This is a genomic window from Clostridium sp. CM028, from assembly GCF_030585565.1.
Classification (GTDB): domain Bacteria; phylum Bacillota; class Clostridia; order Clostridiales; family Clostridiaceae; genus Clostridium_AD; species Clostridium_AD estertheticum_B.
In genome coordinates this window covers 1,967,071-1,988,937 of the sequence record NZ_CP077766.1, presented here as the reverse complement: position 1 = coordinate 1,988,937, position 21,867 = coordinate 1,967,071, and the positions used below count along the sequence as shown (strand labels likewise).

The window sequence follows — 21,867 nt, the reverse complement described above, 5'->3', positions numbered from 1 at the left end:
AATAAGTCAAAAAAGGAGAAATATATTTTTATGAGTGAAAATTTATATACAAAGGAGGAGGCAAAAAAATAGGTGTGGTATTTTATTCGTTAAAACCTGCAACATTTTTATTAAAATTCATATAATAGTATTATAGAAAAATTTAGGAGGGTAAAAGTTGCAAACCCTAAAAATAGGCTCAAGAGGAACATCGGTAATGGAAATACAAGCACTACTTAATAAATTAGGCTATGATGTAGGAGGAATAGACGGAATTTACGGAACTAAAACGGCACAGGCAGTATTGATGTTTCAAAGATATTTTGGCTTATCACCTACAGGCACAGTAAATGATGATACTTATAAACTTATGAATAGATTTTTAATGGGTTATGATACTTATAGAATTAGACCGGGTGATACAATATACCTTATAGCAAGTAAGTACTTTGTGACCGTAGAAAGTATAATTACTGCAAATCCTCAAATAAATCCTAACAACTTGCAGGTTGGAGAGGTGATCATAGTTCCATATTCATTAGATGTAGTTTTTACAAATATTGATTACACTTATGATATTATGAAAAAAGATTTAGAAGGGCTAAAGGCTAGATACCCATTTATTGAAGTGGCTAGTGGCGGCAAGAGTGAGCTTGGAAAAGAACTTTATTATGTGAAACTCGGTAATGGACCCAATAAAGTTTTTTATAATGGATCTCATCATGCTATTGAATGGATAACTACTGTGCTTTTGATGAAGTTTATTGAAAACTTTTCTAAAGCCTATGCAACAGGTGAAAATATAGAAGGGTATAGTGCCTTAGATATCTGGAATAAAAGTACTATATACATTATGCCTATGGTAAATCCAGATGGGATTGACTTAGTGCTTAATGGCCTAGAGAGGAGTAACCCATACTACAATGATTTAATTAAGTGGAATAATGGGAGTTCTGATTTTTCTAAAACATGGAGTGCTAATATTCGCGGTGTAGACCTTAATCATAACTATGATGCTATGTGGCAAAAATCAAAGGACGCGGAAAAAAGTTATGGCGTATATGGACCGGGCCCTACAAGATATTCAGGTACTGCGCCAGAATCAGAATCAGAGTCTAAAGCGGTAGCAGATTTTACAAGAAAACATGGGTTTAGATTAGTAATAGCGTATCACACCCAAGGGGAAGTAATATACTGGGATTTTCAAAATTTGGCAAGTGCTGAGGCTAGAAAAATAGGAGAGATATTTTCCTCTTTAAGTGGTTATGAATTAGCAGAAACCTATGGAATCACAAGCTATGCAGGATATAAGGATTGGTTTATAGAAAAATATAGAAGGCCGGGTTATACCATTGAGGTCGGAATTGGAAAAAATCCTCTGCCAATAAGTCAGTTTAATAAAATTTATAAGGACAATATTAAAGTTTTATTAGAAGGGGCATTAATTTAGGTATCTAAAAGAAAAAGCTCTTAGACCACAAATGTTTGATTGTGTGCTAAGAGCCTTAATTTTTAGTCCACTTCCGATATAAAGTCTTCCCAGTTTGCATAAAGAGTTTCAAGTTCGGTTTTAATACTAGAAATTTGATTGTTTGTCTCAACACTCCGACTAGGACTTGAATAAATCTCTTCAAGGCAAAGATCACTATTTAATTTTTCTAATCGCTGTTCCGATGAGGTAATTTTATCTTCTAGGTCTTTTAAATCGATTTTCTTTTGTTTTTCTAGTTTTTGTTCATCTCTCTTCTTTCTTTTATCAAGATTAATTTGAGTTTTTGACATGCCGTCGTAGGCTTCTTCTACTTGGAACCTTAGAGGGTTTTTCTTTTTTTCTATATAATAAGTATAATTACCTAAATACTCTTTAAGACCATCTTGTTTTAATTCAAGTATTTTAGTAATTACCTTGTTTAAGAAATACCTATCATGAGATATTACAAGAACAGTACCGTCATATCCAAGTATCGAATCTTCTAAAGCTTCACGAGACATAATATCTAAGTGATTTGTTGGCTCATCTAATAGTAAAAAGTTGGATTTTGATAGCATTATTTTTAGAAGATTAATTCTACATCTTTCACCACCACTCAATGTGGATATACTTTTAAATACATCTTCTCCTATGAATAAAAATGCAGCTAATGCAGTACGTACTTCTGTGGTAGTAAGTTTAGGAAATTCATCCCAAACCTCATCTATTATAGTTTTTTCTGGATTCAAATTTGATTGTTCTTGGTCATAATATCCTACAAAAATATTTTTGCCCAATATTTTTATACCTGTATCACTTGAAATTTTATCCATTATAATATTTAAAAGAGTGGTTTTGCCACGACCATTTTCACCAATAAGAGCGAACTTTTCGGATCTTTTTATATCTAGATTTAAATTCTCAAACAAAAGATTGTCTCCAAATCGTTTTGATAAATTTTCTGCATGGAGAACGTCATTTCCGCTTTTAATTTCTGTTTCAAATTTGATTTTAGTTTCCCTAGGAGCTGTGTCGGGGGAATCAACCCGGTCGAGTTTATCTAAGGATTTTTGTCTGCTCTCTGCAGCTCTTACACTTTTTTCTCTATTAAAGGATCTATATCTAGTTATGATGTCTTCTTGCCTTTTTATTTCTGAGCGTTGCAAATTGTATGCTTTTAATTGAACTTCATAATTTTTTTTCTTTAAATCAATAAAATTTGTATAATTTCCATTATAAGAATCTACATGACCGTTAGTAAGTTCAAAAGTTTTATTGGTAATAGCATCTAAAAAGAATCTATCGTGGGATATTATAAAAATAGTTCCTTTATAAGATTTCAAATAATCTTCTAACCATTCTATAGCATCTAAGTCTAGGTGGTTAGTAGGTTCATCTAATAAAAGAATATCGGGATTTTTAAGTAATAATTTGCATAGTGCAACTCTAGTCTTTTGACCTCCACTTAGTATGTTTATTGGCTTATTATAATCTTCTTCCATAAAGCCAAGACCTTTGAGAACCTTATTAATTTCAGCTTTATATGTGTAGCCGCCCCTGTTATTGTAAAGTTCACAGATTAATGTATATTCTTTTATTATTCTATTATTATATTCTTCTTTGGAAGTATCATAAGGTTCATTCATTTTTGATTCTAAATTGTTAAGTCTTTTTTCGAGGCCTAATAGATCGTGGAATACTAAAAGAGTTTCTTCATATATAGTATTACTTAAAGTTAATTCAAGATTTTGAGATAGATAACCAACTTTTTTATTTTTATCTATAAATAGCTCACCATTATCATAATCCAATTGTGATGTGAGTATTTTAAAAAGCGTAGATTTACCTGCCCCATTAGCACCAATAAATCCAATCTTTTCACCTTCATTTATACTTAAAGTTATTTTGTCTAAAATAACATCTATGCCGTAACTTTTGTGAATATCCTTGCAACTTAAAACTATCATTGTTTTCACCTTCCCTGTTATGTAGTATTAAAAAAATTCAACTTAATTAGTTATAAATATTAATTAAAGTTGCTTCATATATTATTGTACTATTTATATTTAATTTTTTGTAGTAAAAAAGAAATATATATAGATTAATTTTTAATAATAGTATATATATATATATAATGGTAATAATTTCACAATAACTACTAAATTTATAGCAAAAGTAGTTTTAATTTATAATAGTGTGTTAGTATAGATAGTATGTAATTTATGATATTCGTAGAGGAGTGTATATTGTGGAAAGAAAAAAGAATATATCAATGGCAGTTATTAAAAGATTGCCTAAATACCATAGATATTTAAAAGAACTTTTAAGAAATGATGTAGATAGGATATCCTCGAAAGAATTGGGCGAAAAGATTGGGTTTACAGCATCTCAAATTAGACAAGACTTAAATTGTTTTGGAGATTTTGGACAACAGGGATACGGATATAATGTTAAAGAATTGTTGAATGAAATTAGTGGAATACTAGGACTCTCAAAAGAATATAAGATGGTAATAGTAGGCGCGGGGAATATCGGGCAAGCTATTGCCAATTATACTAATTTTGAAAAGCTATCATTTAACTTGGCGGGTATTTTTGATGTTAACCCAAAGCTTATAGGATTAAAAATTAGAGATGTTGAAGTAATAGACTTAGATGAATTAGCGCGTTTCCTTAAAGCGACACCAATAGATATTGGCGTAATATGTGTTCCACATATTAGTGCTCAAAAAGTTAGTGACATAATGGTAGCAAATGGGGTTAAAGGTATATGGAATTTTGCACCTGTGGATTTAGAGGTGCCTGTAGAAACCATTGTGGAGAATGTCCATTTAAGTGAGAGCTTGCTAACACTTAGTTGTTTAATGAATGACAAATCATATTCATAAAATTTACAAAGTTTATAAAGTTTATGAAATCAACAAGATTAATTTAAAAGATTATGAATATTTCTTGTTGAAATAATTACTATAAAGAGATATAATGTAATTGAGGCGAAGGGCTTCAATTACATTTAGGTTTATTTGTTATATTATTAACAAATATTTAATGAATGGATTAATTCGTAAGGAGTTGATTGTTATGGAATACAAGAATATTGTTCTTCAAAAAGAAGACAAAGTCGCAATACTTACAATTAGTAGACCAAAGGCTCTAAATGCATTAAATACAGAAACATTAAAAGAGCTAGATTTAGCAATAGATGAAATTGCTGAAGATGATAAAATCTACGCAGTGATCTTAACAGGAGAAGGAAAAGCTTTCGTAGCAGGGGCTGACATCACCGAAATGAAAGATCTTAATGTTATGGGTGGAAGGAAATTTGGAAATCTAGGGAATAAAGTTTTCAGAAAACTAGAAACTTTAGAAAAACCTATAATAGCTGCAGTAAACGGTTTTGCGCTAGGTGGAGGATGTGAACTTTCTATGGCTTGTGATATTAGAATCGCTTCTTCAAAAGCAAAATTTGGACAACCTGAGGTAGGTCTTGGAATAACTCCTGGCTTTGGAGGTACGCAAAGACTTCCTAGACTTGTAGGACTTGGAATGGCTAAAGAACTAATTTATACAGCAAAGATTATTAATGCGGAAGAGGCATTAAGAATTGGACTTGTAAATAAAGTAGTTGATCCAGAAAATTTATTATCAGAAGCTAAAGCACTAGCAAATACAATTGCAGGACAAGCACCTATTGCTGTAAGTTTTTGTAAGGCAGCAATCAATAAGGGAATACAAATAGATATAGATTCAGCGCTTTCATACGAGTCAGAGATATTCGGAGAATGTTATGCGACTGAAGATCAAAAAAATGGAATGACAGCATTTATTGAAAAAACAGAAAAATGCTTTAAAAATAAGTAATAAAAAGTATTCTGTAAAAAGAATAGGCAGATAACAATTAAAGATTATTATTTGTCTCAGAGAATAGTGAGGAGGAAAGTTCATGAATTTTGCATTGACAAAAGAACAAGAATTTGTAAAACAGATGGTAAGTGAGTTCGCATTAAACGAAGTTAAACCTTTAGCTTCGGAAATAGACGTGACAGAAAGATTTCCTAGCGAAACTGTAGAGAAAATGGCTAGATACCATATGATGGGTATCCCAATTGCTACTAAATACGGTGGAGCAGGCGGAAATAATGTATCATACATTATGGCTGTTGAAGAACTATCAAAAGCATGTGCAACTACAGGAGTTATACTATCAGCTCATACTTCATTATGTGCTGGCCCAATAGATGCTTTCGGTACAGAAGAACAAAAAATGAAATATTTAGTTCCACTTGCAAAAGGTGAAAAACTAGGAGCTTTTGGACTAACAGAACCTAATGCAGGAACAGATGCGTCAGGTCAACAAACTACAGCAACTTTAGATGGTGATAACTATATATTAAATGGTTCAAAAATATTTATCACAAACGGTGGAGTAGCAGATACATTTGTAGTTTTTGCAATGACTGATAAAACTAAGGGAACAAAAGGAATCACTGCTTTCATAGTTGAAAAAGAGTTTCCAGGATTCTCAATTGGTAAACACGAAGATAAATTAGGAATAAGAGCATCATCAACTACAGAACTTGTATTTGAAAACTGCATAGTTCCTAAAGAAAACATGCTTGGAAAAGAAGGAAGAGGGTTCGGTATCGCAATGAAAACCCTTGATGGAGGAAGAATCGGAGTAGCGGCTCAAGCCCTAGGAATTGCAGAAGGCGCACTCAATGAAGCTACTAAATACATGAAAGAAAGAAAACAATTTGGAAAACCACTTTCAGCATTCCAAGGTTTACAATGGATGGTTGCAGAACTTGATGTTAAAATTGAGGCTTCTAAACTTTTAATATATAAAGCAGCATGGAATAAAGATAATGGTTTACCATATACAGTAGAAGCTGCTAGAGCAAAATTATTTGCGTCAGAAACAGCTATGGAAGTTACAACTAAAGCCGTTCAAATCTTCGGAGGATATGGATATACTAAAGAATATCCATTAGAAAGAATGATGAGAGATGCTAAGATAACTGAGATATATGAAGGAACTTCAGAAGTTCAAAGAATGGTTATAGCTGGAAATTTATTAAAGTAGGAGGAGATTAAGGAATGAATATAGTTGTATGTTTAAAACAAGTTCCAGATACAAACGAAGTTAAAATAGATCCTAAAACAGGAACACTTATAAGAGAAGGCGTTCCATCAATAATAAATCCAGATGATAAAAATGCACTGGAAGAATCTTTAAGATTAAAAGATGAACATGGTGCACATGTAACAGTAATAAGCATGGGACCCCCACAAGCAGAAAAAGCTTTGAGAGAAGCTTTAGCTATGGGAGCTGATGAAGCAATATTAGTATCTGACAGAGCATTCGCAGGAGCAGATACATTAGCTACATCTCATGCACTTGCAGCGACTTTAAAGAAATTAGATTATGACGTAGTGTTTGCAGGCAGACAAGCTATAGACGGAGATACAGCGCAAGTTGGACCTGAAATAGCAGAACATTTAAATCTTGCTCAAATAACATATGTTGAAAAAGTTGATGTAATTAAGGGTGGATTAAAAGTTAGAAGAGCTTGGGAAGACGGATATGAAGATATAGAAGTTAAGACTCCTGTTCTTTTAACAGCAATAAAAGAGTTGAATGAGCCAAGATATATGAACATAAAAAGCATTTTTGAAATGTTCCAAAATAAAGAAGTAAAAGTTTGGAATGCAGCAGATATCGGAGCAGACATAGCTGTTCTCGGTCTTAAAGGTTCACCAACAAAGGTTAAAAAGTCTATGACCAAAGAAGCTAAGGGAAAAGGCGAATTAATACAATTACCAGCTAATGAAGCTGCTTTATATGTAGTTTCAAAATTAAAAGAAAATCACTTTATCTAAGAAGCAGGGAGGATTAAGTTATGAATATAGAAGAGTACAAGGGCGTATGGGTCTTTGCTGAGCAAAGAGACGGAGAACTTCAAAAGATTTCATTTGAACTTTTAGGTAAGGGACGTGAAATAGCAGATAAATTAGGAGAAGAATTAACAGCTGTATTACTTGGAGATAAAACGGATGATATGGTTAAAGAATTAGTAGCATATGGCGCTGACAAAGTAATAGTTGCTAGTCATCCATTATTGGGCCACTTTACAACTGATGCATATACAAAAGTAATATGTGATCTTGCAAATGAAAGAAAACCAGAAATTATATTTGTAGGAGCAAGTTATTTAGGAAGAGATTTAGGACCAAGAGTATCCGCAAGACTTTCAACAGGACTTACTGCTGATTGCACTTCATTAGATATAGATACAGAAAACAACAATCTAATGATGACAAGACCAGCATTTGGAGGAAACTTAATGGCTACAATAGTTTGTGGAGAACATAGACCACAAATGGCTACTATTAGACCAGGAGTTTTTGAAAAATTAGCTAGAGATGAAAAAAGAAGCTGCCCAGTTGAAAAAATAACTGTAAACTTAGAAGAATCAGATATCAGAACTAAAACAGTAGACGTTGTAAAAGTTGCTTCAGTTTTAGCGGATATCGGAGAAGCTAACATTATAGTATCTGGTGGTCGTGGAGTTGGAAGTAAAGAAAACTTCGCGTTACTTGAAAAACTTGCAGTTACCATAGGTGGAGTTGTTGGAGCATCAAGAGCTGCAGTTGAGAATGGTTGGATAGATAAAGCAGTTCAAGTAGGTCAAACAGGAAAAACTGTAAGACCAACTGTATACATAGCTTGCGGTATTTCAGGAGCAATTCAGCATTTAGCTGGTATGCAAGATTCTGATTTCATAATAGCTATAAACAAAGATGCAACAGCGCCAATCATGAAAGCTGCTGATGTAGCAATCGCTGGAGATTTCATAAAAGTTATTCCAGAAATGATAGCTCAGATTAATACATTAAGAAACAAATAATTAGATTTTAAAGTAGTATTTAAATGAACTTGCTCTAATGCTGAAATTTAGCATTAGAGTAAGTTTTAAAAATATTTATTACTTTTAGTTTTTAAAAAAATAAAAGGAGTGTGTTATTATGAAAAAGATTTTTGTACTTGGAGCTGGAACTATGGGAGCGGGTATTGTTCAAACATTCGCAGTAAGTGGTTGCGAAGTAATAATGAGAGATATTAAAGATGAATTTGTTGATAGAGGACTTGTTACAATTAAAAAGAATTTAGAAAGATTAGTTAAAAAAGAAAAAATTACTGAAGCACAAATGGAAGAAATACTTTCAAGAATTACAGGAACTACTGATATGGAATTAGCAGCAGACTGTGATTTAGTAGTTGAAGCAGCTGTAGAAATTATGAAAATAAAGAAAGAAATTTTTGCAGAGCTTGACAGAATATGTAAGCCGGAAACTATATTATCATCAAATACATCATCACTGTCTATAACTGAAGTAGGAGCTGCTACAAATAGACCTGACAAAGTTATAGGAATGCATTTCTTTAATCCAGCTCCAATGATGAAGCTTGTAGAAATAATTAAAGGAATGGGTACGTCCACTGAAACTTTCGATGCAGTTAAAGAAATTGCAATTGCAATCGGTAAGGATCCAGTAGAAGTTGCTGAAGCTCCTGGATTTGTTGTAAACAGAATATTAATACCAATGATTAACGAAGCTGTAGGAATACTTGCAGAAGGTGTTGCATCTGCAGAAGATATCGATAAAGCAATGAAACTTGGCGCTAATCATCCAATGGGACCTCTAGCACTAGGAGACCTTATAGGTCTTGATGTATGTCTTGCTATCATGGATGTTTTATATACTGAAACAGGAGACAATAAGTACAGAGCTCATAGTCTTTTAAGAAAATATGTTAGAGGCGGATTGCTAGGAAGAAAAACTAAAAAGGGAATATTTGATTATTCGAAATAAGATATTATTTTAATATGAACAATGAATTTAGAGAGCATTACAACTTGTAGAGGGTTGTAATGCTCTTGTTTTAATGTTGACTTTGCATTGTTAATGATATATCATTAACAATATAACAAAGAAATGACAAAAGTTGGTATAAACAACTAACATAAACGTATAAAAGAATATAATATTTTTTAAAAATGGGGGGAAATATAATGAATAGATTTACGTTACCAAGAGATATTTATTTTGGAGAAAATTCATTAGAGGTGTTAAAAACCTTAAAAGGCAGAAAAGCAGTAATAGTTACTGGCGGAAGCTCTATGAAAAGATTCGGATTCTTAGATACGGTTGAAGCTTATTTAAAAGAAGCTGGAATTGAAGTTAAGCATATTACTGGAGTAGAACCAGATCCATCGGTAGAAACAGTTATGAACGGTGCAGCAGTAATGAGAGAATTCCAGCCGGACTTAATAGTATCAATCGGGGGTGGTTCACCAATTGACGCAGCAAAAGCTATGTGGATTTTTTATGAGTATCCAGAATTTACTTTTGAACAAGCGGTTATACCATTTGGTATTCCTGACTTAAGACAAAAAGCTAAATTTATAGCTATACCATCAACTAGTGGAACAGCAACCGAAGTTACAGCATTTTCAGTAATTACTGACTATAAAGCAAAAATAAAATATCCTTTAGCGGATTTCAACTTAACACCAGATATAGCAATAGTAGACCCAGCACTAGCTCAAACAATGCCACCTAAATTAGTAGCACATACAGGTATGGATGCATTAACACATGCATTTGAGGCTTATGTAGCAGGACTTAGGTCAAGCTTTTCAGATCCTCTTGCAATACAAGCTATAACTATGATTAGAGAAAATATATTAAAATCATTTGAAGGTGATGTGGAAGCGAGAAATGAAATGCACATTGCACAATGTCTTGCGGGAATGGCATTTTCCAACGCACTACTAGGAATATCTCATAGTATGGCACACAAAATAGGTGGCGTATTTCATGTTGCACATGGCTTAGCTAATGCAATATTACTTCCATATGTTATAGATTTTAACAAAAAATCTTGTGGAGATAGATATGCAACAATTGCTAGAAGTCTTAATTTAGCTGGAAATACAGAAGATGAATTAATTGATTCATTAACTGATATGATAAGAGATTTAAATAAAGCTATGAATATACCAACTTCTTTAAAGGAAAACGGAATGACAAAAGAAGAGTTTGATGCAAATGTAGATTTTATATCTGAAAATGCTATAAAAGATGCATGCACAGGATCTAACCCAAGACCAATAAATACTTGCGAAATGAAAAAGATATTAACTTGTACCTTTACAGGAGAAAAAGTTAAATTTTAACGACATTTCAGAAGGAAAGTCTCCCAATTCTATAAGTGGGAGTACCTACTTTAAGTAGGAGTATAAATCTCCTTCTGAAGTCGTTAATATGCAGCTCCGCAGGAGATGATTTAATATTAGGCACATTATGAAATTGTACCAATAGACAATAATTAAATGATTAATAAGAGGACAGGTAGTAAAGAGCATTAGTATTTAATACTCTTTACTACCTGTCTATTTTGACTTAGTATTTTCACTCTAATAAAAATTTCAAGTGAAATTTATTTTGACAAAATAGAGATAATGTAAAATGTATTTTAACAAATATATAATTTAGATTTTTGTGGTAAAATGAATATATAATAACGAAGGTTTTAGTGTAGGAACATAGGCAGACCAAAATCATAGATGAATATGGAGGATTAAAAATGTATAAAATAGTCGAAAAGAGAGCATTAGCACCTCAGATATTCTTAATGGATATTGAGGCTCCGAGAGTAGCTAAATCAGCAAAACCAGGTCAATTTATAATTATAAAGATGGATGAAAAAGGCGAAAGAATACCTTTAACAATTAGTGATTATGATGCGTTAAGAGGTACAGTAACTATAGTAGTTCAAACAATAGGTTGTTCAACAAAAGAAATGGAAAAGTATGAAATTGGTGACTCATTTTCAGATTTTGTAGGACCACTTGGACAAGCATCTGAATTAATGAGTGAGAGCATTGAAGATTTAAAGAAAAAGAAAATTGTGTTTGTAGCTGGCGGGCTAGGAACTGCACCAGTTTACCCTCAAGTTAAATGGCTCAGAGATCAAGGTATTAAGGCAGACGTAATAATAGGCGCAAAGGCTAAAGATTATGTAATTATGGAAGAAGAAATGAAGAAAGTAGCAGGGAATGTATATCCATGTACTGATGATGGTTCATATGGATATAAGGGACTTGTCACAAATAAATTAAAAGAATTAGTTCAAAATGATGGCATAAAATACGATTTAGTTGTTGCAATTGGACCAATGATAATGATGAAATTTGTTTGCAAATTGACTGAAGAACTTGGAATATCAACTATTGTAAGCATGAATCCTATTATGGTTGATGGAACAGGAATGTGTGGAGCTTGCAGACTTACTGTAGATGGTGAGACTAAATTTGCTTGCGTTGATGGTCCAGAATTTGATGGTCATAAAGTTAATTTTGATGAGGCAATGAGAAGACAAACAATGTACAAAACTCAAGAGAGTTCTAAAGGTGAAGGCATTAAAGCAGGCTGCGGTTTAGGAGGTGCTAAATAATGGGTAAAATGAACAGAGTTGCAATAGGGGAACAAGATCCAAAAGTAAGAGCAACTAATTTTGAAGAGGTATGTTTAGGATATACAGAGGACGAAGCAGTTGAGGAAGCTACAAGGTGTTTAAATTGTAAAAAGCCAATGTGTGTTGGAAAATGTCCAGTAGCAATAGATATTCCTGGGTTCATAGCTCACATAAAAAATAGAGAATTTACAGAGGCAGTTAAGGTAATTGCAAAATATAGTGCGTTACCAGCAGTCTGTGGAAGAGTTTGTCCACAAGAAACTCAATGCGAAAGCAAATGTATATTAGGAATAAAGGGAGATGCCATAGCTATTGGTAAACTTGAAAGATTTGTAGGTGACTATTCAAGAGAGCATAATGTTGACCTTTCAGAAACAAAACCTAAAAATGGCATTAAGGTTGCGGTAATCGGAAGTGGTCCTTCAGGACTTACCTGCGCAGGAGATTTAGCTAAAGCTGGGTACGATGTAACTATTTTTGAAGCACTTCATGAAGCTGGTGGAGTTTTGGTATATGGAATTCCAGAGTTTAGGTTGCCAAAAGATACAGTTGTTAAACATGAAGTTGAAAATGTTAAGAAATTAGGAGTTAAATTAGAAACGAATGTGATAGTAGGACGAACTGTAACAATAAATCAGCTGATGGAAGAAGAAGATTTTAAAGCTGTATTTATCGGTTCAGGTGCTGGACTTCCAATGTTCATGGGAATACCAGGAGAAAATTTAAATGGAGTATTTTCTGCTAATGAATATTTAACTAGAAGCAATTTGATGAAAGCATTTAAAGAGGGGTATCAGACTCCTATAAGAACAGGTGAAAAGGTTGCTGTTGTAGGTGGAGGAAATGTTGCTATGGACTCTGTGCGTACAGCAGTGAGACTTGGAGCAGAAGGGCACATAGTGTACAGGAGATCAGAATCAGAACTTCCTGCAAGAGCCGAAGAAGTGCATCACGCAAAAGAAGAGGGAGTTATAATGGATTTACTTGTGAATCCAATTGAAATCCTAGGAGATGAAAAAGGGAATGTTATAGGCATGAAGTGTATAAGAATGGAGCTAGGAGAACCCGATGCATCAGGAAGAAGAAGACCTATAGCGATTGAAGGGTCGGAATTCATAATGGATGTAAATACGGTTATAATGTCTCTAGGTACATCACCAAATCCATTAATTCCTTTAACAACAGAAGGGTTAGAAATCAATAAATGGAAGTGCATAGTTGCAGAAGATGAAACAGGATTAACATCTAAAAAGAATGTATATGCTGGTGGAGATGCTGTTTCAGGAGCTGCTACAGTTATATTAGCTATGGAAGCAGGTAAAAAAGCTGCTAAAGCTATAGATGGAATGTTAACAAAATAATAATTTTTAAATTACAAACTCCATAAACAAAGGTTTATGGAGTTTGTTTTAAAAAAGTGAGGACAGGTAACAACTATTTGGTATAATAATATTGCATAGGAGGAGGTATATTATGTTAATAGATAAAATAAATAAATATTACACTAAGGAATATGATTTAAGTTGTGCTGAGGTGATGATTTACGCTGCTAGTGATGAATATAATATGAAATTAAAAAGCGAAACGTTTAAAACTATGTCATCCTTTGGTGGAGGAATGGGTATTGAGAGCGTATGCGGAGCAATAACAGGTTCTTTGGCAGTTATAGGTATATTATTTACTAAAGAAAAAGCGCATGAAGGTGATAGAGTTAAAAGACTATGTCAGGAATTCTTCCAAAAATTTGAATCAAAGTTAAGCACGAATAATTGCGCGGCTCTTAAAGCAAAATATAAAAAAGAGGATGGTAGTTGCAAGGTAATGATTGAAACTGCTACTGAAATATTAGATGAAATTGTGATACGCGAATTAAAAGTTAATAATTTAACTCAATGAAAGGAAAAATTATGGATTACAAAAATATTGAATCATTTAATGAAGGCATTATAATAAAAGATGTAGAGAACTTTGAACTAGACCATATATTCGAATGTGGGCAATGCTTTAGATGGGACAAGGAGCCTAATGGCAATTACATAGGGGTAGCATATGGGAAGGTAATAGAAGTAGAAAAAAAGGGGACGCAAGTAAAGATATATAATATAAATGAGGAAGAATTTAATGAGATTTGGTGTGATTATTTTGACCTTAAAAGAAATTACACAGTTATCAAAGAGAAATTTAAGATGGATCCTCTTCTTAAAAGATCTGTTGATTTCGGGTATGGCATTAGATTATTGCAGCAGGAGCCTTTTGAACTTACCATATCATTTATAATTTCTTCAAATAATAGAATCCCAATGATAAAAAGAGCTATAAACAATTTGAGCAAAAAATGGGGAAAACCAATAGAATATAAGGGGAAAACGTACTACACATTTCCAACGCCTGCAGATTTAGAAGAAGCTACTATAGAAGAAATTCAGAGTTGTAGTCTGGGGTTTAGATCTAAATATGTAAAAAACACAGTACATCAGGTATATACTGGTGAAGTGAATTTGGAGCTTATTAAAGCCGCGGAAGATGATATTTGCCATGAAGAACTAAAAAAACTTAGTGGAATAGGCCCAAAAGTGGCGGATTGTATTATGTTATTTTCTATGCAAAAATATTCTGCTTTCCCAGTGGATGTGTGGGTTAAGAGGGCGATGCAATTTTTTTATTTAGCACCAGATGTCTCTCTACCTAAAATAAGGACCTTCGCTAGAGACAAATTTGAAAACTTAGCAGGTTTTGCACAACAGTATTTGTTTTATTATGCAAGAGAAAATAATATTAAAATAGAATAAATTAAGCAAAGCAAGTAATACTATATAAAACTATGAGTTACTATTGAAATAAATACAAGAGTGAAGAGGATGAAAAACAATGAAAAGAATGTGGAATAGTATTAGAATGAAGGTATCAGGATATAAACAATATATATTACTATCAGCAGTTTTGCTAGCTTTCGCATACATAGGATATGAATATTATTTCAAGTATTCATATATATTGAGAAATCCGAATATATTAAAAGAAGTTATTCTTTCTTATGGAAATTTCAGTGTTTTAATTTTCATTCTTATGCAGGTTTTACAAGTAGTAGTTTTTTTTATTCCAGGAGAATTTATACAAATTGCTGGAGGATATATTTTCGGTGCATTTTTAGGCGGTATAATATCTTTAATGGGTATTACTTTAGGAGGTATAATAGTATATCTTATTGCTAATAGTTATGGTAGGCCTTTTGTGGAGAAGTTGTTATTAAAAAAGAAAGTGAAATTTTTTAGAAAAATATTAAAAATAGGAAGCAAAAAAAATGTTATATTCATATTTTTTTTAATCCCAGGAATACCTAAAGATGCTCTAATATACATATGTGGAGTATCTGATGTTTCTTTTAAAGATTTCTTTATATATTCAACACTCGGTAGAATTCCAGGGATTTTTATTTCTTCTTATTTTGGTCAAAAAATAGATGCATGGGATGTTACAAGTTTAATAACTATAGGCATAACAATGAGTATTATATCAATAGTAGGGATTTTTAAAGGAAATACTATAATAAAAAATGTAATTAAAAAGAAAAAATCTTATTAAAAAGTTACGATAACACATGTTTTATAAAATATTATAAAGAGTATAGCTTTTTATAAATATTATAAAGAGTATAGCTTTTTATAAATATTATAAAGAGTATAGCTTTTTATAAATATTATAAAGAGTGTAGCTTTTTATAAATATTATAAAGAGCGTAGCTTTTTATATTGTGATTTATATATACACCTTAATATTATGCTACTTATAGTAATCAAAATAATTATTAATATTGCACAATGGAAGAAAAAATCCTGTGGAAGGATCGTTATTATTGGATCGTATTCAATATCAAATAACCAGTAATCATTTTTAAAGAAAATATGATGAAAAGCAGTGAAGCTTTTATCGAAATTAATTAAAAAGGGTATAAGTAATATTATAGGTACGATAATAAGAAAAATGGAACTAGTTAACAAGTATCTTATTGTTTTGTGTCTCTTATTTATAATTATACCTATAATACTTATTAATATGGATAAAAATAGCATTACCTTAAGATTATCAAATATTATTTTAACTTCCTTAAAATGAATTTTACCATTATTGGATGAAGGTAGCGTTGGAAGAGTGAATTCTTCAATTTTATTTTGAGTTAAATATGTGATTACATAGTCATAATTAGTCTTTAGTTCCTTTTTATTTAAATTAGAAGATTCTTCAATTTTTAAAACATCAATATCCATATAGTATAATGGTTTAAAAAGCAAAGTAAGATTTATGCTTAAAATTATAAAAGAAAAAGTAAAACTTAAGATAAAAAACGTTTTGAATGAAAATTTAATAAGCGTTTTTACATTTCTGAAAATGGAGTCTCTAAAAAAATAGTTATTAAACCATTTATATAGACTATTCATAAAATCACCTCTATTAGTGATTTTAACAATAAATCAAAATATATTCAATGATAATAAAAATGTGCTAAAATTATAATTTCATTAAAAAGTAAGTAAACAAGAGAAAAACTATATAATGCAGTGATAACTAAACATAATATAGTTTAGTTGCGTATAAATGGTATAATATATGGAATAGGTGAAGTTGATATTATAATGATTATTAATTAAAATATTAGGTATAGAACTCATTAGCACTCAGATGTGATGAGTGCTAACAAAAACAACAAAAATATATAAGGAGGGGTTTAAAATGAATATTAGACCACTTAGTGATAGAGTGTTAATTAAAAGATTAGAGGCGGAAGAAACTACAAAAAGTGGAATACTTCTTGCAGGAGCTTCAAAGGAAAAACCACAAGAGGCTGAAGTAGTTTCAGTAGGACCAGGAAAAGTTGAAGATGGGAAAGTAATTAAAATGGAAGTTAAGGCAGGGGATATAATATTATTCTCTAAATATTCAGGAAGTGAAATAAAATATGATGGTATTGAGTATATCATATTAAAGCAAGATGAACTATTAGCTGTAATTGAAAAATAACATTAACGTAATAATAATTAAATAATAATTGATAGTAAATGATTATTTAATCATTAGCGTCGTATAGGAGGGTTTAAAATGGCTAAAGATATATTGTTTGGAGAAGAAGCGAGAAGAGCTATGCAAAGAGGTGTAGATAAACTTGCAAACACTGTTAAAATAACACTCGGACCCAAAGGAAGAAATGTTATTTTAGATAAAAAGTTTGGATCACCATTAATAACAAATGATGGTGTTACTATAGCTAGGGAAATAGAGCTAGAAGATGCATTTGAAAATATGGGAGCACAACTTGTTAAAGAAGTTGCTACAAAGACAAATGATGTAGCAGGAGATGGAACAACTACAGCTACATTGCTTGCCCAAGCTATAATAAGAGAAGGTTTAAAAAATGTTACAGCTGGTGCCAATCCAATGTTAATAAGAACTGGTATAAAAATGGCTGTAGATAAAGCTGTTGAAGAAATTAAAAAATCTTCTAAACCAGTTAATGGTAAGGAAGATATATCGAGAGTTGCTGCTATATCAGCTAGTGATGAAGTAACAGGAGCTCTAATTGCTGATGCTATGGAAAGAGTAGGCAACGAAGGTGTTATAACTGTAGAAGAATCAAAATCTATGGGAACAGAACTTGATGTTGTTGAAGGAATGCAATTTGATAGAGGATATTTAAGTGCATATATGGTTACAGATGCAGAAAAAATGGAAGCGAATCTTGATGAGCCATATATTTTAATAACTGATAAGAAAATTACTAATATACAAGACATACTTCCAATACTTGAGCAAATCGTTCAACAAGGCAAAAAGTTATTAATAATTGCTGAAGATATTGAGGGTGAAGCTTTAAGCACATTAGTTGTTAATAAATTAAGAGGAACTTTTACTTGTGTAGCTGTTAAAGCACCGGGTTTTGGTGACAGAAGAAAAGAAATGCTTCAAGATATAGCAATCCTAACTGGAGGAGAAGTTATATGCGAAGAATTAGGAAGAGAACTAAAAGATGTTACTGTTGACATGCTTGGAAAAGCAGAAAGTGTTAAAATATCTAAAGAAAACACTACTATAGTAAATGGCAAGGGTGAAAAAGATACAATACATGATAGAGTTTCCCAAATTAAAAAACAAATTGAAGAAACTACATCAGATTTTGATAGAGAAAAATTACAAGAAAGACTTGCTAAACTTGCAGGCGGAGTAGCTGTAATAAAAGTTGGAGCTGCTACTGAAACTGAATTAAAAGAAAAGAAACTCCGAATAGAAGATGCTCTTGCAGCTACAAAAGCAGCAGTTGAAGAGGGAATAGTTCCTGGTGGTGGAACAGTTTATATTAATGCTATTTCTGAGATTGCAAAATTATCATCAGATACACCAGATGTTCAAGTGGGTATTAACATAATTAAAAGAGCATTAGAAGAACCATTAAGACAAATAGCTACAAATGCTGGCGCTGAAGCTTCAGTTATAATAGAAAAAGTAAGAGAAAGCGCTGGAGAAAATGGATATGATGCTTTACGTGGAGAAATGGTAAACATGATAAAAGCTGGGATTGTTGATCCAACAAAAGTTGTAAGATCAGCACTTCAAAACGCAGCATCTGTTGCAGCAACATTCTTAACAACTGAAGTTGCAGTTGCAGATATTCCAGAAAAGAATTCAGCACCAATGGGTGGCGCACCAGGAATGGGAATGGATGGAATGTACTAAAAATAATTTGAACAATAATTATTATAAATAAAGTATATTCAAATAAAAAATTAACTAGGGTTTTGCCTTAGTTAATTTTTTTTATTTTGTTAAGCCTTATAATTATGTTTCTAGTATGTTCGCGAACTAGTTCATGAACATACTGGTAAGTTGTATAATGAAATGACCGAAGAGTAACAAAAAATAAAGACTCAAGAGAAATACTCTTGTATAATGTTAAGTGACTAAACCAACATATACGGGAGGATTTCAAATGAGTCAATTAGATTTTATCACACAGAGCAGAAAAGGTAAACACATAACATACGAGGAACGCATAAAGTTAGAAGCTTTACACAAAATGGGACTTAATTCAACTCGTATTGCGGAGCAAATAGGTGGGCGCTCAGAACGTACAATAAGGCGTGAAATTGCTAAAGGAATTGTAGAACTATTGAATAGTGACTTAACCACTCGAATGGAATATAGCGCAGAAATTGGGCAGTCAGAGCATGACAAACAAGGTACCGCTAAAGGTCCTGCATTAAAAATAGGAAAAGATCATAAATTGGTGAAGTACTTAGAAAAAGCTATTGGTATAGATGGCGAATCTCCGTATGCAGCTATTCAAAATATCACAAATAAAGATCTACAATTTGAAACAACTATTTGCTTCAAAACTGTGTATAACTATTTGGATAATAATTTGTTTTTAAATATAAGTAACAAAGATCTGCCTGTTAAAAAGAATGCTAAAAAGAGAAACTATAAAAAAATAAGATCAGCGTATAACAATACCAAAGGAACTAGCATATCGGAGAGACCTGCAGCGGTAGCTGCACGTGATGAGATAGGCCACTGGGAAATGGACACTGTAGTTGGCAAACAGGGTACAAAAACTGTCTTGATGGTGTTAAGTGAAAGAGTAACTCGTAAGGAGTTAGTCTTTAAAATACCATCTAAATCACAGGCGGCTGTCGTGAAAGAATTGGACAAATTGGAGCGTAAAATGGGAATGTTATTCTCGAAAACATTTAAAACAATCACCTGTGATAACGGCTGTGAGAACCTTGATTTCGAGGGTATTGAGAACTCAGTAAGAAATAAACGAAAGAGAACTAAAGTATATTATGCTCACCCATATAGTTCATGGGAGCGAGGCACAAACGAAAATATCAATAAAATGATACGACGATTTATCCCAAAAGGTGTGGATATTTCAGCATTCTCTAAAAAACAAATTATGCAAATACAGCACTGGATCAACAATTATCCAAGAAGGATTTTCAACGGTTTATCTGCCAATATGATGGAACAGAAAACCATTACAACTTAACATTATATTTTTCTTGAAAATTTCGGACATTTTATATTGCAATCTACAGTTCATGAACATACTAGAAATATTCATTGACAAATGCTTAAACATTAACTATCATTATTGTAATAACAAATTCAAAGAACAATTACGCTACTCATATATACCTTGAATATGGCAAGGAGTATCTACCGGAAGCCGTAAATTTCCGACTATGAGTAATCTTAGTATGAGCTTATTTTTGGCATGCTAATTTTACTTTAGTTAAGGTAGGATTAGTATGCCTTTTTATACTTTATACCTTATTTTAAAATATCGTATATATAAATATTCTTATGCTAATTATAAAGACGAATGTAAAATAAAATTGTGAAAGGGTGTTAATTAAATGGCAAAAATATTAAAACAAGCATATACTTTCGACGATGTATTGCTAGTTCCCAATAAGTCTAAAGTATTACCTAAGGATGTTAGTTTAGTTACTTACCTTACGAAAAAAATAAAACTTAACATACCTTTAATGAGTGCTGGTATGGACACTGTTACTGAGTCTAGAATGGCTATTGCTATGGCTAGAGAGGGTGGAATAGGAACTATACATAAGAACATGAGTATTGAAAACCAAGCTATTGAAGTGGATAGAGTTAAAAGACAAGAAAATGGTGTAATTACAGATCCATTCTTCTTATCTCCAGATAATATTTTAGAAGATGCATTAGCACTAATGAGTAAATATAGAATATCAGGAGTTCCAATTACAACAAATGGTAAATTAGTTGGAATAATCACTAATAGGGATATTGTTTTCGAAACTGATTATAGTAAGAAAATTAAAGATATAATGACAAGTGAAAATCTAATTACTGCATCAGAAGGAACAAGTATGCAGGAAGCTAAAGAACTTCTTAAAAAACATAAAATAGAAAAGTTACCTTTAGTAGATAGCGAAAATTATTTAAGAGGACTTATTACTATAAAAGATATAGAGAAAACCATAAAATTTCCGAATGCTGCAAAGGATTCTAGAGGAAGATTATTATGTGGTGCAGCTGTTGGTGTAACTGTAGACATAGCGGAGCGAGTAGCAGCCTTAGTGAAAGCTGGAGTAGATGTAATAACTATAGATACAGCTCATGGACATTCTTTTGGAGTAATGGATGCAGTACGAAAAATAAAAGCTGTATACCCAGAACTTCAAATAATAGCAGGGAACGTTGCTACGAGTGAGGCAACCAGAGATTTAATTGAGGCAGGAGCGGATTGTGTAAAAGTAGGGATAGGTCCTGGATCAATTTGTACTACAAGGATTGTAGCAGGAGTAGGAGTTCCACAACTTACAGCAGTTATGGATTGCGTTGAAGAGGGGAATAAATATGGAGTTCCTGTTATTGCAGACGGCGGCATAAAATACTCAGGAGATATAGTTAAGGCATTAGCAGCAGGTGCTAAAGTGGTAATGATGGGTTCTATGTTTGCAGGCTGTGAGGAAGCTCCAGGTGAAATGGAAATCTATCAGGGAAGAAGCTATAAGGTATATAGAGGCATGGGTTCTCTAAGTGCTATGGCTTGCGGAAGTAAGGATAGGTATTTCCAAGAAGGAAATAAAAAGTTAGTTCCAGAAGGGGTAGAAGGAAGAATACCTTTCAAAGGAAGTGTTATAGAAACTATATATCAGATGATAGGCGGTATACGTTCAGGAATGGGATATTTAGGTTCTGAAACGCTAGAGCAATTATTTGAGACTTCAACCTTTGTTGTCCAAACATCAGCAGGGCTAAGAGAAAGTCATCCACATGATGTGTCAATTACAAAAGAAGCGCCAAATTATAGCGTGAACAACTAGTATAGATGAGAA

19 protein-coding genes and 1 riboswitch are annotated in these 21,867 nt (G+C 32.4%); of the genes, 17 read left to right on the top strand and 2 right to left on the bottom strand.

What is annotated here, in order from left to right:
- Positions 1-157 precede the first annotated feature (157 nt).
- A complete protein-coding gene (locus KTC94_RS09315; RefSeq protein WP_220320374.1) occupies positions 158-1,429 on the top strand; it encodes a M14 family metallopeptidase in 1,272 nt (423 codons plus the stop codon).
- 62 nt (positions 1,430-1,491) lie between these two features.
- Here the strand turns inward: KTC94_RS09315 and abc-f are convergent, their stop codons facing one another.
- Complete coding sequence (abc-f, locus tag KTC94_RS09310; RefSeq protein WP_216302301.1) at positions 1,492-3,417, bottom strand: ribosomal protection-like ABC-F family protein; 1,926 nt, start codon at positions 3,415-3,417, stop codon at positions 1,492-1,494.
- Between the two features lie 281 nt (positions 3,418-3,698).
- On the opposite strand from abc-f, the gene KTC94_RS09305 reads away from it, so the two are divergent.
- The 12 genes from KTC94_RS09305 (at position 3,699) to KTC94_RS09250 (ending at position 15,574) form a co-directional block, all read left to right on the top strand.
- On the top strand, positions 3,699-4,337 hold the full coding sequence (locus KTC94_RS09305) for a redox-sensing transcriptional repressor Rex (RefSeq protein ID WP_165412578.1): 639 nt from the start codon (positions 3,699-3,701) through the stop codon (positions 4,335-4,337).
- A gap of 193 nt (positions 4,338-4,530) precedes the next feature.
- The gene (locus KTC94_RS09300) at positions 4,531-5,310 is read left to right on the top strand and encodes a short-chain-enoyl-CoA hydratase (protein WP_165412577.1); all 780 of its coding nucleotides are present in this window, start codon (positions 4,531-4,533) and stop codon (positions 5,308-5,310) included.
- Positions 5,311-5,392: 82 nt separating this feature from the next.
- Entirely contained in the window at positions 5,393-6,532 is a 1,140-nt protein-coding gene (locus KTC94_RS09295) for an acyl-CoA dehydrogenase (RefSeq protein WP_216302300.1), read from the top strand.
- Positions 6,533-6,546: 14 nt separating this feature from the next.
- A complete protein-coding gene (locus tag KTC94_RS09290; RefSeq protein ID WP_216302299.1) occupies positions 6,547-7,329 on the top strand; it encodes an electron transfer flavoprotein subunit beta/FixA family protein in 783 nt (260 codons plus the stop codon).
- A gap of 20 nt (positions 7,330-7,349) precedes the next feature.
- Complete coding sequence (locus KTC94_RS09285) at positions 7,350-8,357, top strand: electron transfer flavoprotein subunit alpha/FixB family protein (RefSeq protein WP_216302298.1); 1,008 nt, start codon at positions 7,350-7,352, stop codon at positions 8,355-8,357.
- A 118-nt stretch (positions 8,358-8,475) separates the two neighbouring features.
- A complete protein-coding gene (locus tag KTC94_RS09280; protein ID WP_165412573.1) occupies positions 8,476-9,324 on the top strand; it encodes a 3-hydroxybutyryl-CoA dehydrogenase in 849 nt (282 codons plus the stop codon).
- A gap of 200 nt (positions 9,325-9,524) precedes the next feature.
- Positions 9,525-10,691, top strand: a complete 1,167-nt coding sequence (locus KTC94_RS09275; RefSeq protein WP_216302297.1) for an iron-containing alcohol dehydrogenase — start codon at positions 9,525-9,527, stop codon at positions 10,689-10,691.
- Between the two features lie 410 nt (positions 10,692-11,101).
- Complete coding sequence (locus tag KTC94_RS09270; RefSeq protein ID WP_216302296.1) at positions 11,102-11,971, top strand: sulfide/dihydroorotate dehydrogenase-like FAD/NAD-binding protein; 870 nt, start codon at positions 11,102-11,104, stop codon at positions 11,969-11,971.
- A complete protein-coding gene (gltA, locus tag KTC94_RS09265) occupies positions 11,971-13,353 on the top strand; it encodes an NADPH-dependent glutamate synthase (protein ID WP_216302295.1) in 1,383 nt (460 codons plus the stop codon). The genes KTC94_RS09270 and gltA overlap by 1 nt, the downstream gene beginning before the upstream one ends.
- A gap of 112 nt (positions 13,354-13,465) precedes the next feature.
- Positions 13,466-13,888, top strand: coding sequence for a C-GCAxxG-C-C family (seleno)protein (locus KTC94_RS09260; protein ID WP_220287509.1), 423 nt, complete (start codon positions 13,466-13,468; stop codon positions 13,886-13,888).
- A gap of 11 nt (positions 13,889-13,899) precedes the next feature.
- Positions 13,900-14,781, top strand: a complete 882-nt coding sequence (locus KTC94_RS09255; RefSeq protein ID WP_216302344.1) for a DNA-3-methyladenine glycosylase — start codon at positions 13,900-13,902, stop codon at positions 14,779-14,781.
- A gap of 79 nt (positions 14,782-14,860) precedes the next feature.
- Complete coding sequence (locus tag KTC94_RS09250) at positions 14,861-15,574, top strand: TVP38/TMEM64 family protein (RefSeq protein ID WP_216302293.1); 714 nt, start codon at positions 14,861-14,863, stop codon at positions 15,572-15,574.
- 143 nt (positions 15,575-15,717) lie between these two features.
- Here the strand turns inward: KTC94_RS09250 and KTC94_RS09245 are convergent, their stop codons facing one another.
- Complete coding sequence (locus KTC94_RS09245; protein WP_220320373.1) at positions 15,718-16,428, bottom strand: TIGR01906 family membrane protein; 711 nt, start codon at positions 16,426-16,428, stop codon at positions 15,718-15,720.
- A 292-nt stretch (positions 16,429-16,720) separates the two neighbouring features.
- Between KTC94_RS09245 and groES the strand changes: the two genes are divergently transcribed.
- The 4 genes from groES to guaB all read left to right on the top strand — a co-directional run bounded on the left by groES (position 16,721) and on the right by guaB (position 21,855).
- Positions 16,721-17,008 (top strand): co-chaperone GroES, encoded by a 288-nt coding sequence (groES, locus tag KTC94_RS09240; protein ID WP_165412565.1) that lies wholly within the window; start codon positions 16,721-16,723, stop codon positions 17,006-17,008.
- Between the two features lie 78 nt (positions 17,009-17,086).
- Positions 17,087-18,715: a chaperonin GroEL gene (gene groL, locus KTC94_RS09235; RefSeq protein WP_165412564.1), complete on the top strand. Its 1,629-nt coding sequence runs from the start codon at positions 17,087-17,089 to the stop codon at positions 18,713-18,715.
- Positions 18,716-18,968: 253 nt separating this feature from the next.
- Complete coding sequence (locus KTC94_RS09230; protein WP_220320590.1) at positions 18,969-20,030, top strand: IS30 family transposase; 1,062 nt, start codon at positions 18,969-18,971, stop codon at positions 20,028-20,030.
- Positions 20,031-20,149: 119 nt separating this feature from the next.
- Positions 20,150-20,247: riboswitch (purine riboswitch) on the top strand.
- A 153-nt stretch (positions 20,248-20,400) separates the two neighbouring features.
- Positions 20,401-21,855 (top strand): IMP dehydrogenase, encoded by a 1,455-nt coding sequence (guaB, locus tag KTC94_RS09225; protein ID WP_165412563.1) that lies wholly within the window; start codon positions 20,401-20,403, stop codon positions 21,853-21,855.
- Positions 21,856-21,867: the final 12 nt, after the last annotated feature.

Coding starts and splice junctions, on each gene's coding strand:
- gltA (WP_216302295.1), top strand. CDS start 11,971: ATGGGTAAAATGAACAGAGTTGCAATAGGGGAACAAGATCCAAAAGTA.
- guaB (WP_165412563.1), top strand. CDS start 20,401: ATGGCAAAAATATTAAAACAAGCATATACTTTCGACGATGTATTGCTA.
- KTC94_RS09285 (WP_216302298.1), top strand. CDS start 7,350: ATGAATATAGAAGAGTACAAGGGCGTATGGGTCTTTGCTGAGCAAAGA.
- KTC94_RS09245 (WP_220320373.1), bottom strand. CDS start 16,428: ATGAATAGTCTATATAAATGGTTTAATAACTATTTTTTTAGAGACTCC.
- groL (WP_165412564.1), top strand. CDS start 17,087: ATGGCTAAAGATATATTGTTTGGAGAAGAAGCGAGAAGAGCTATGCAA.
- KTC94_RS09280 (WP_165412573.1), top strand. CDS start 8,476: ATGAAAAAGATTTTTGTACTTGGAGCTGGAACTATGGGAGCGGGTATT.
- KTC94_RS09290 (WP_216302299.1), top strand. CDS start 6,547: ATGAATATAGTTGTATGTTTAAAACAAGTTCCAGATACAAACGAAGTT.
- KTC94_RS09250 (WP_216302293.1), top strand. CDS start 14,861: ATGAAAAGAATGTGGAATAGTATTAGAATGAAGGTATCAGGATATAAA.
- KTC94_RS09275 (WP_216302297.1), top strand. CDS start 9,525: ATGAATAGATTTACGTTACCAAGAGATATTTATTTTGGAGAAAATTCA.
- KTC94_RS09270 (WP_216302296.1), top strand. CDS start 11,102: ATGTATAAAATAGTCGAAAAGAGAGCATTAGCACCTCAGATATTCTTA.
- KTC94_RS09295 (WP_216302300.1), top strand. CDS start 5,393: ATGAATTTTGCATTGACAAAAGAACAAGAATTTGTAAAACAGATGGTA.
- KTC94_RS09300 (WP_165412577.1), top strand. CDS start 4,531: ATGGAATACAAGAATATTGTTCTTCAAAAAGAAGACAAAGTCGCAATA.
- KTC94_RS09255 (WP_216302344.1), top strand. CDS start 13,900: ATGGATTACAAAAATATTGAATCATTTAATGAAGGCATTATAATAAAA.
- groES (WP_165412565.1), top strand. CDS start 16,721: ATGAATATTAGACCACTTAGTGATAGAGTGTTAATTAAAAGATTAGAG.
- abc-f (WP_216302301.1), bottom strand. CDS start 3,417: ATGATAGTTTTAAGTTGCAAGGATATTCACAAAAGTTACGGCATAGAT.
- KTC94_RS09260 (WP_220287509.1), top strand. CDS start 13,466: ATGTTAATAGATAAAATAAATAAATATTACACTAAGGAATATGATTTA.
- KTC94_RS09230 (WP_220320590.1), top strand. CDS start 18,969: ATGAGTCAATTAGATTTTATCACACAGAGCAGAAAAGGTAAACACATA.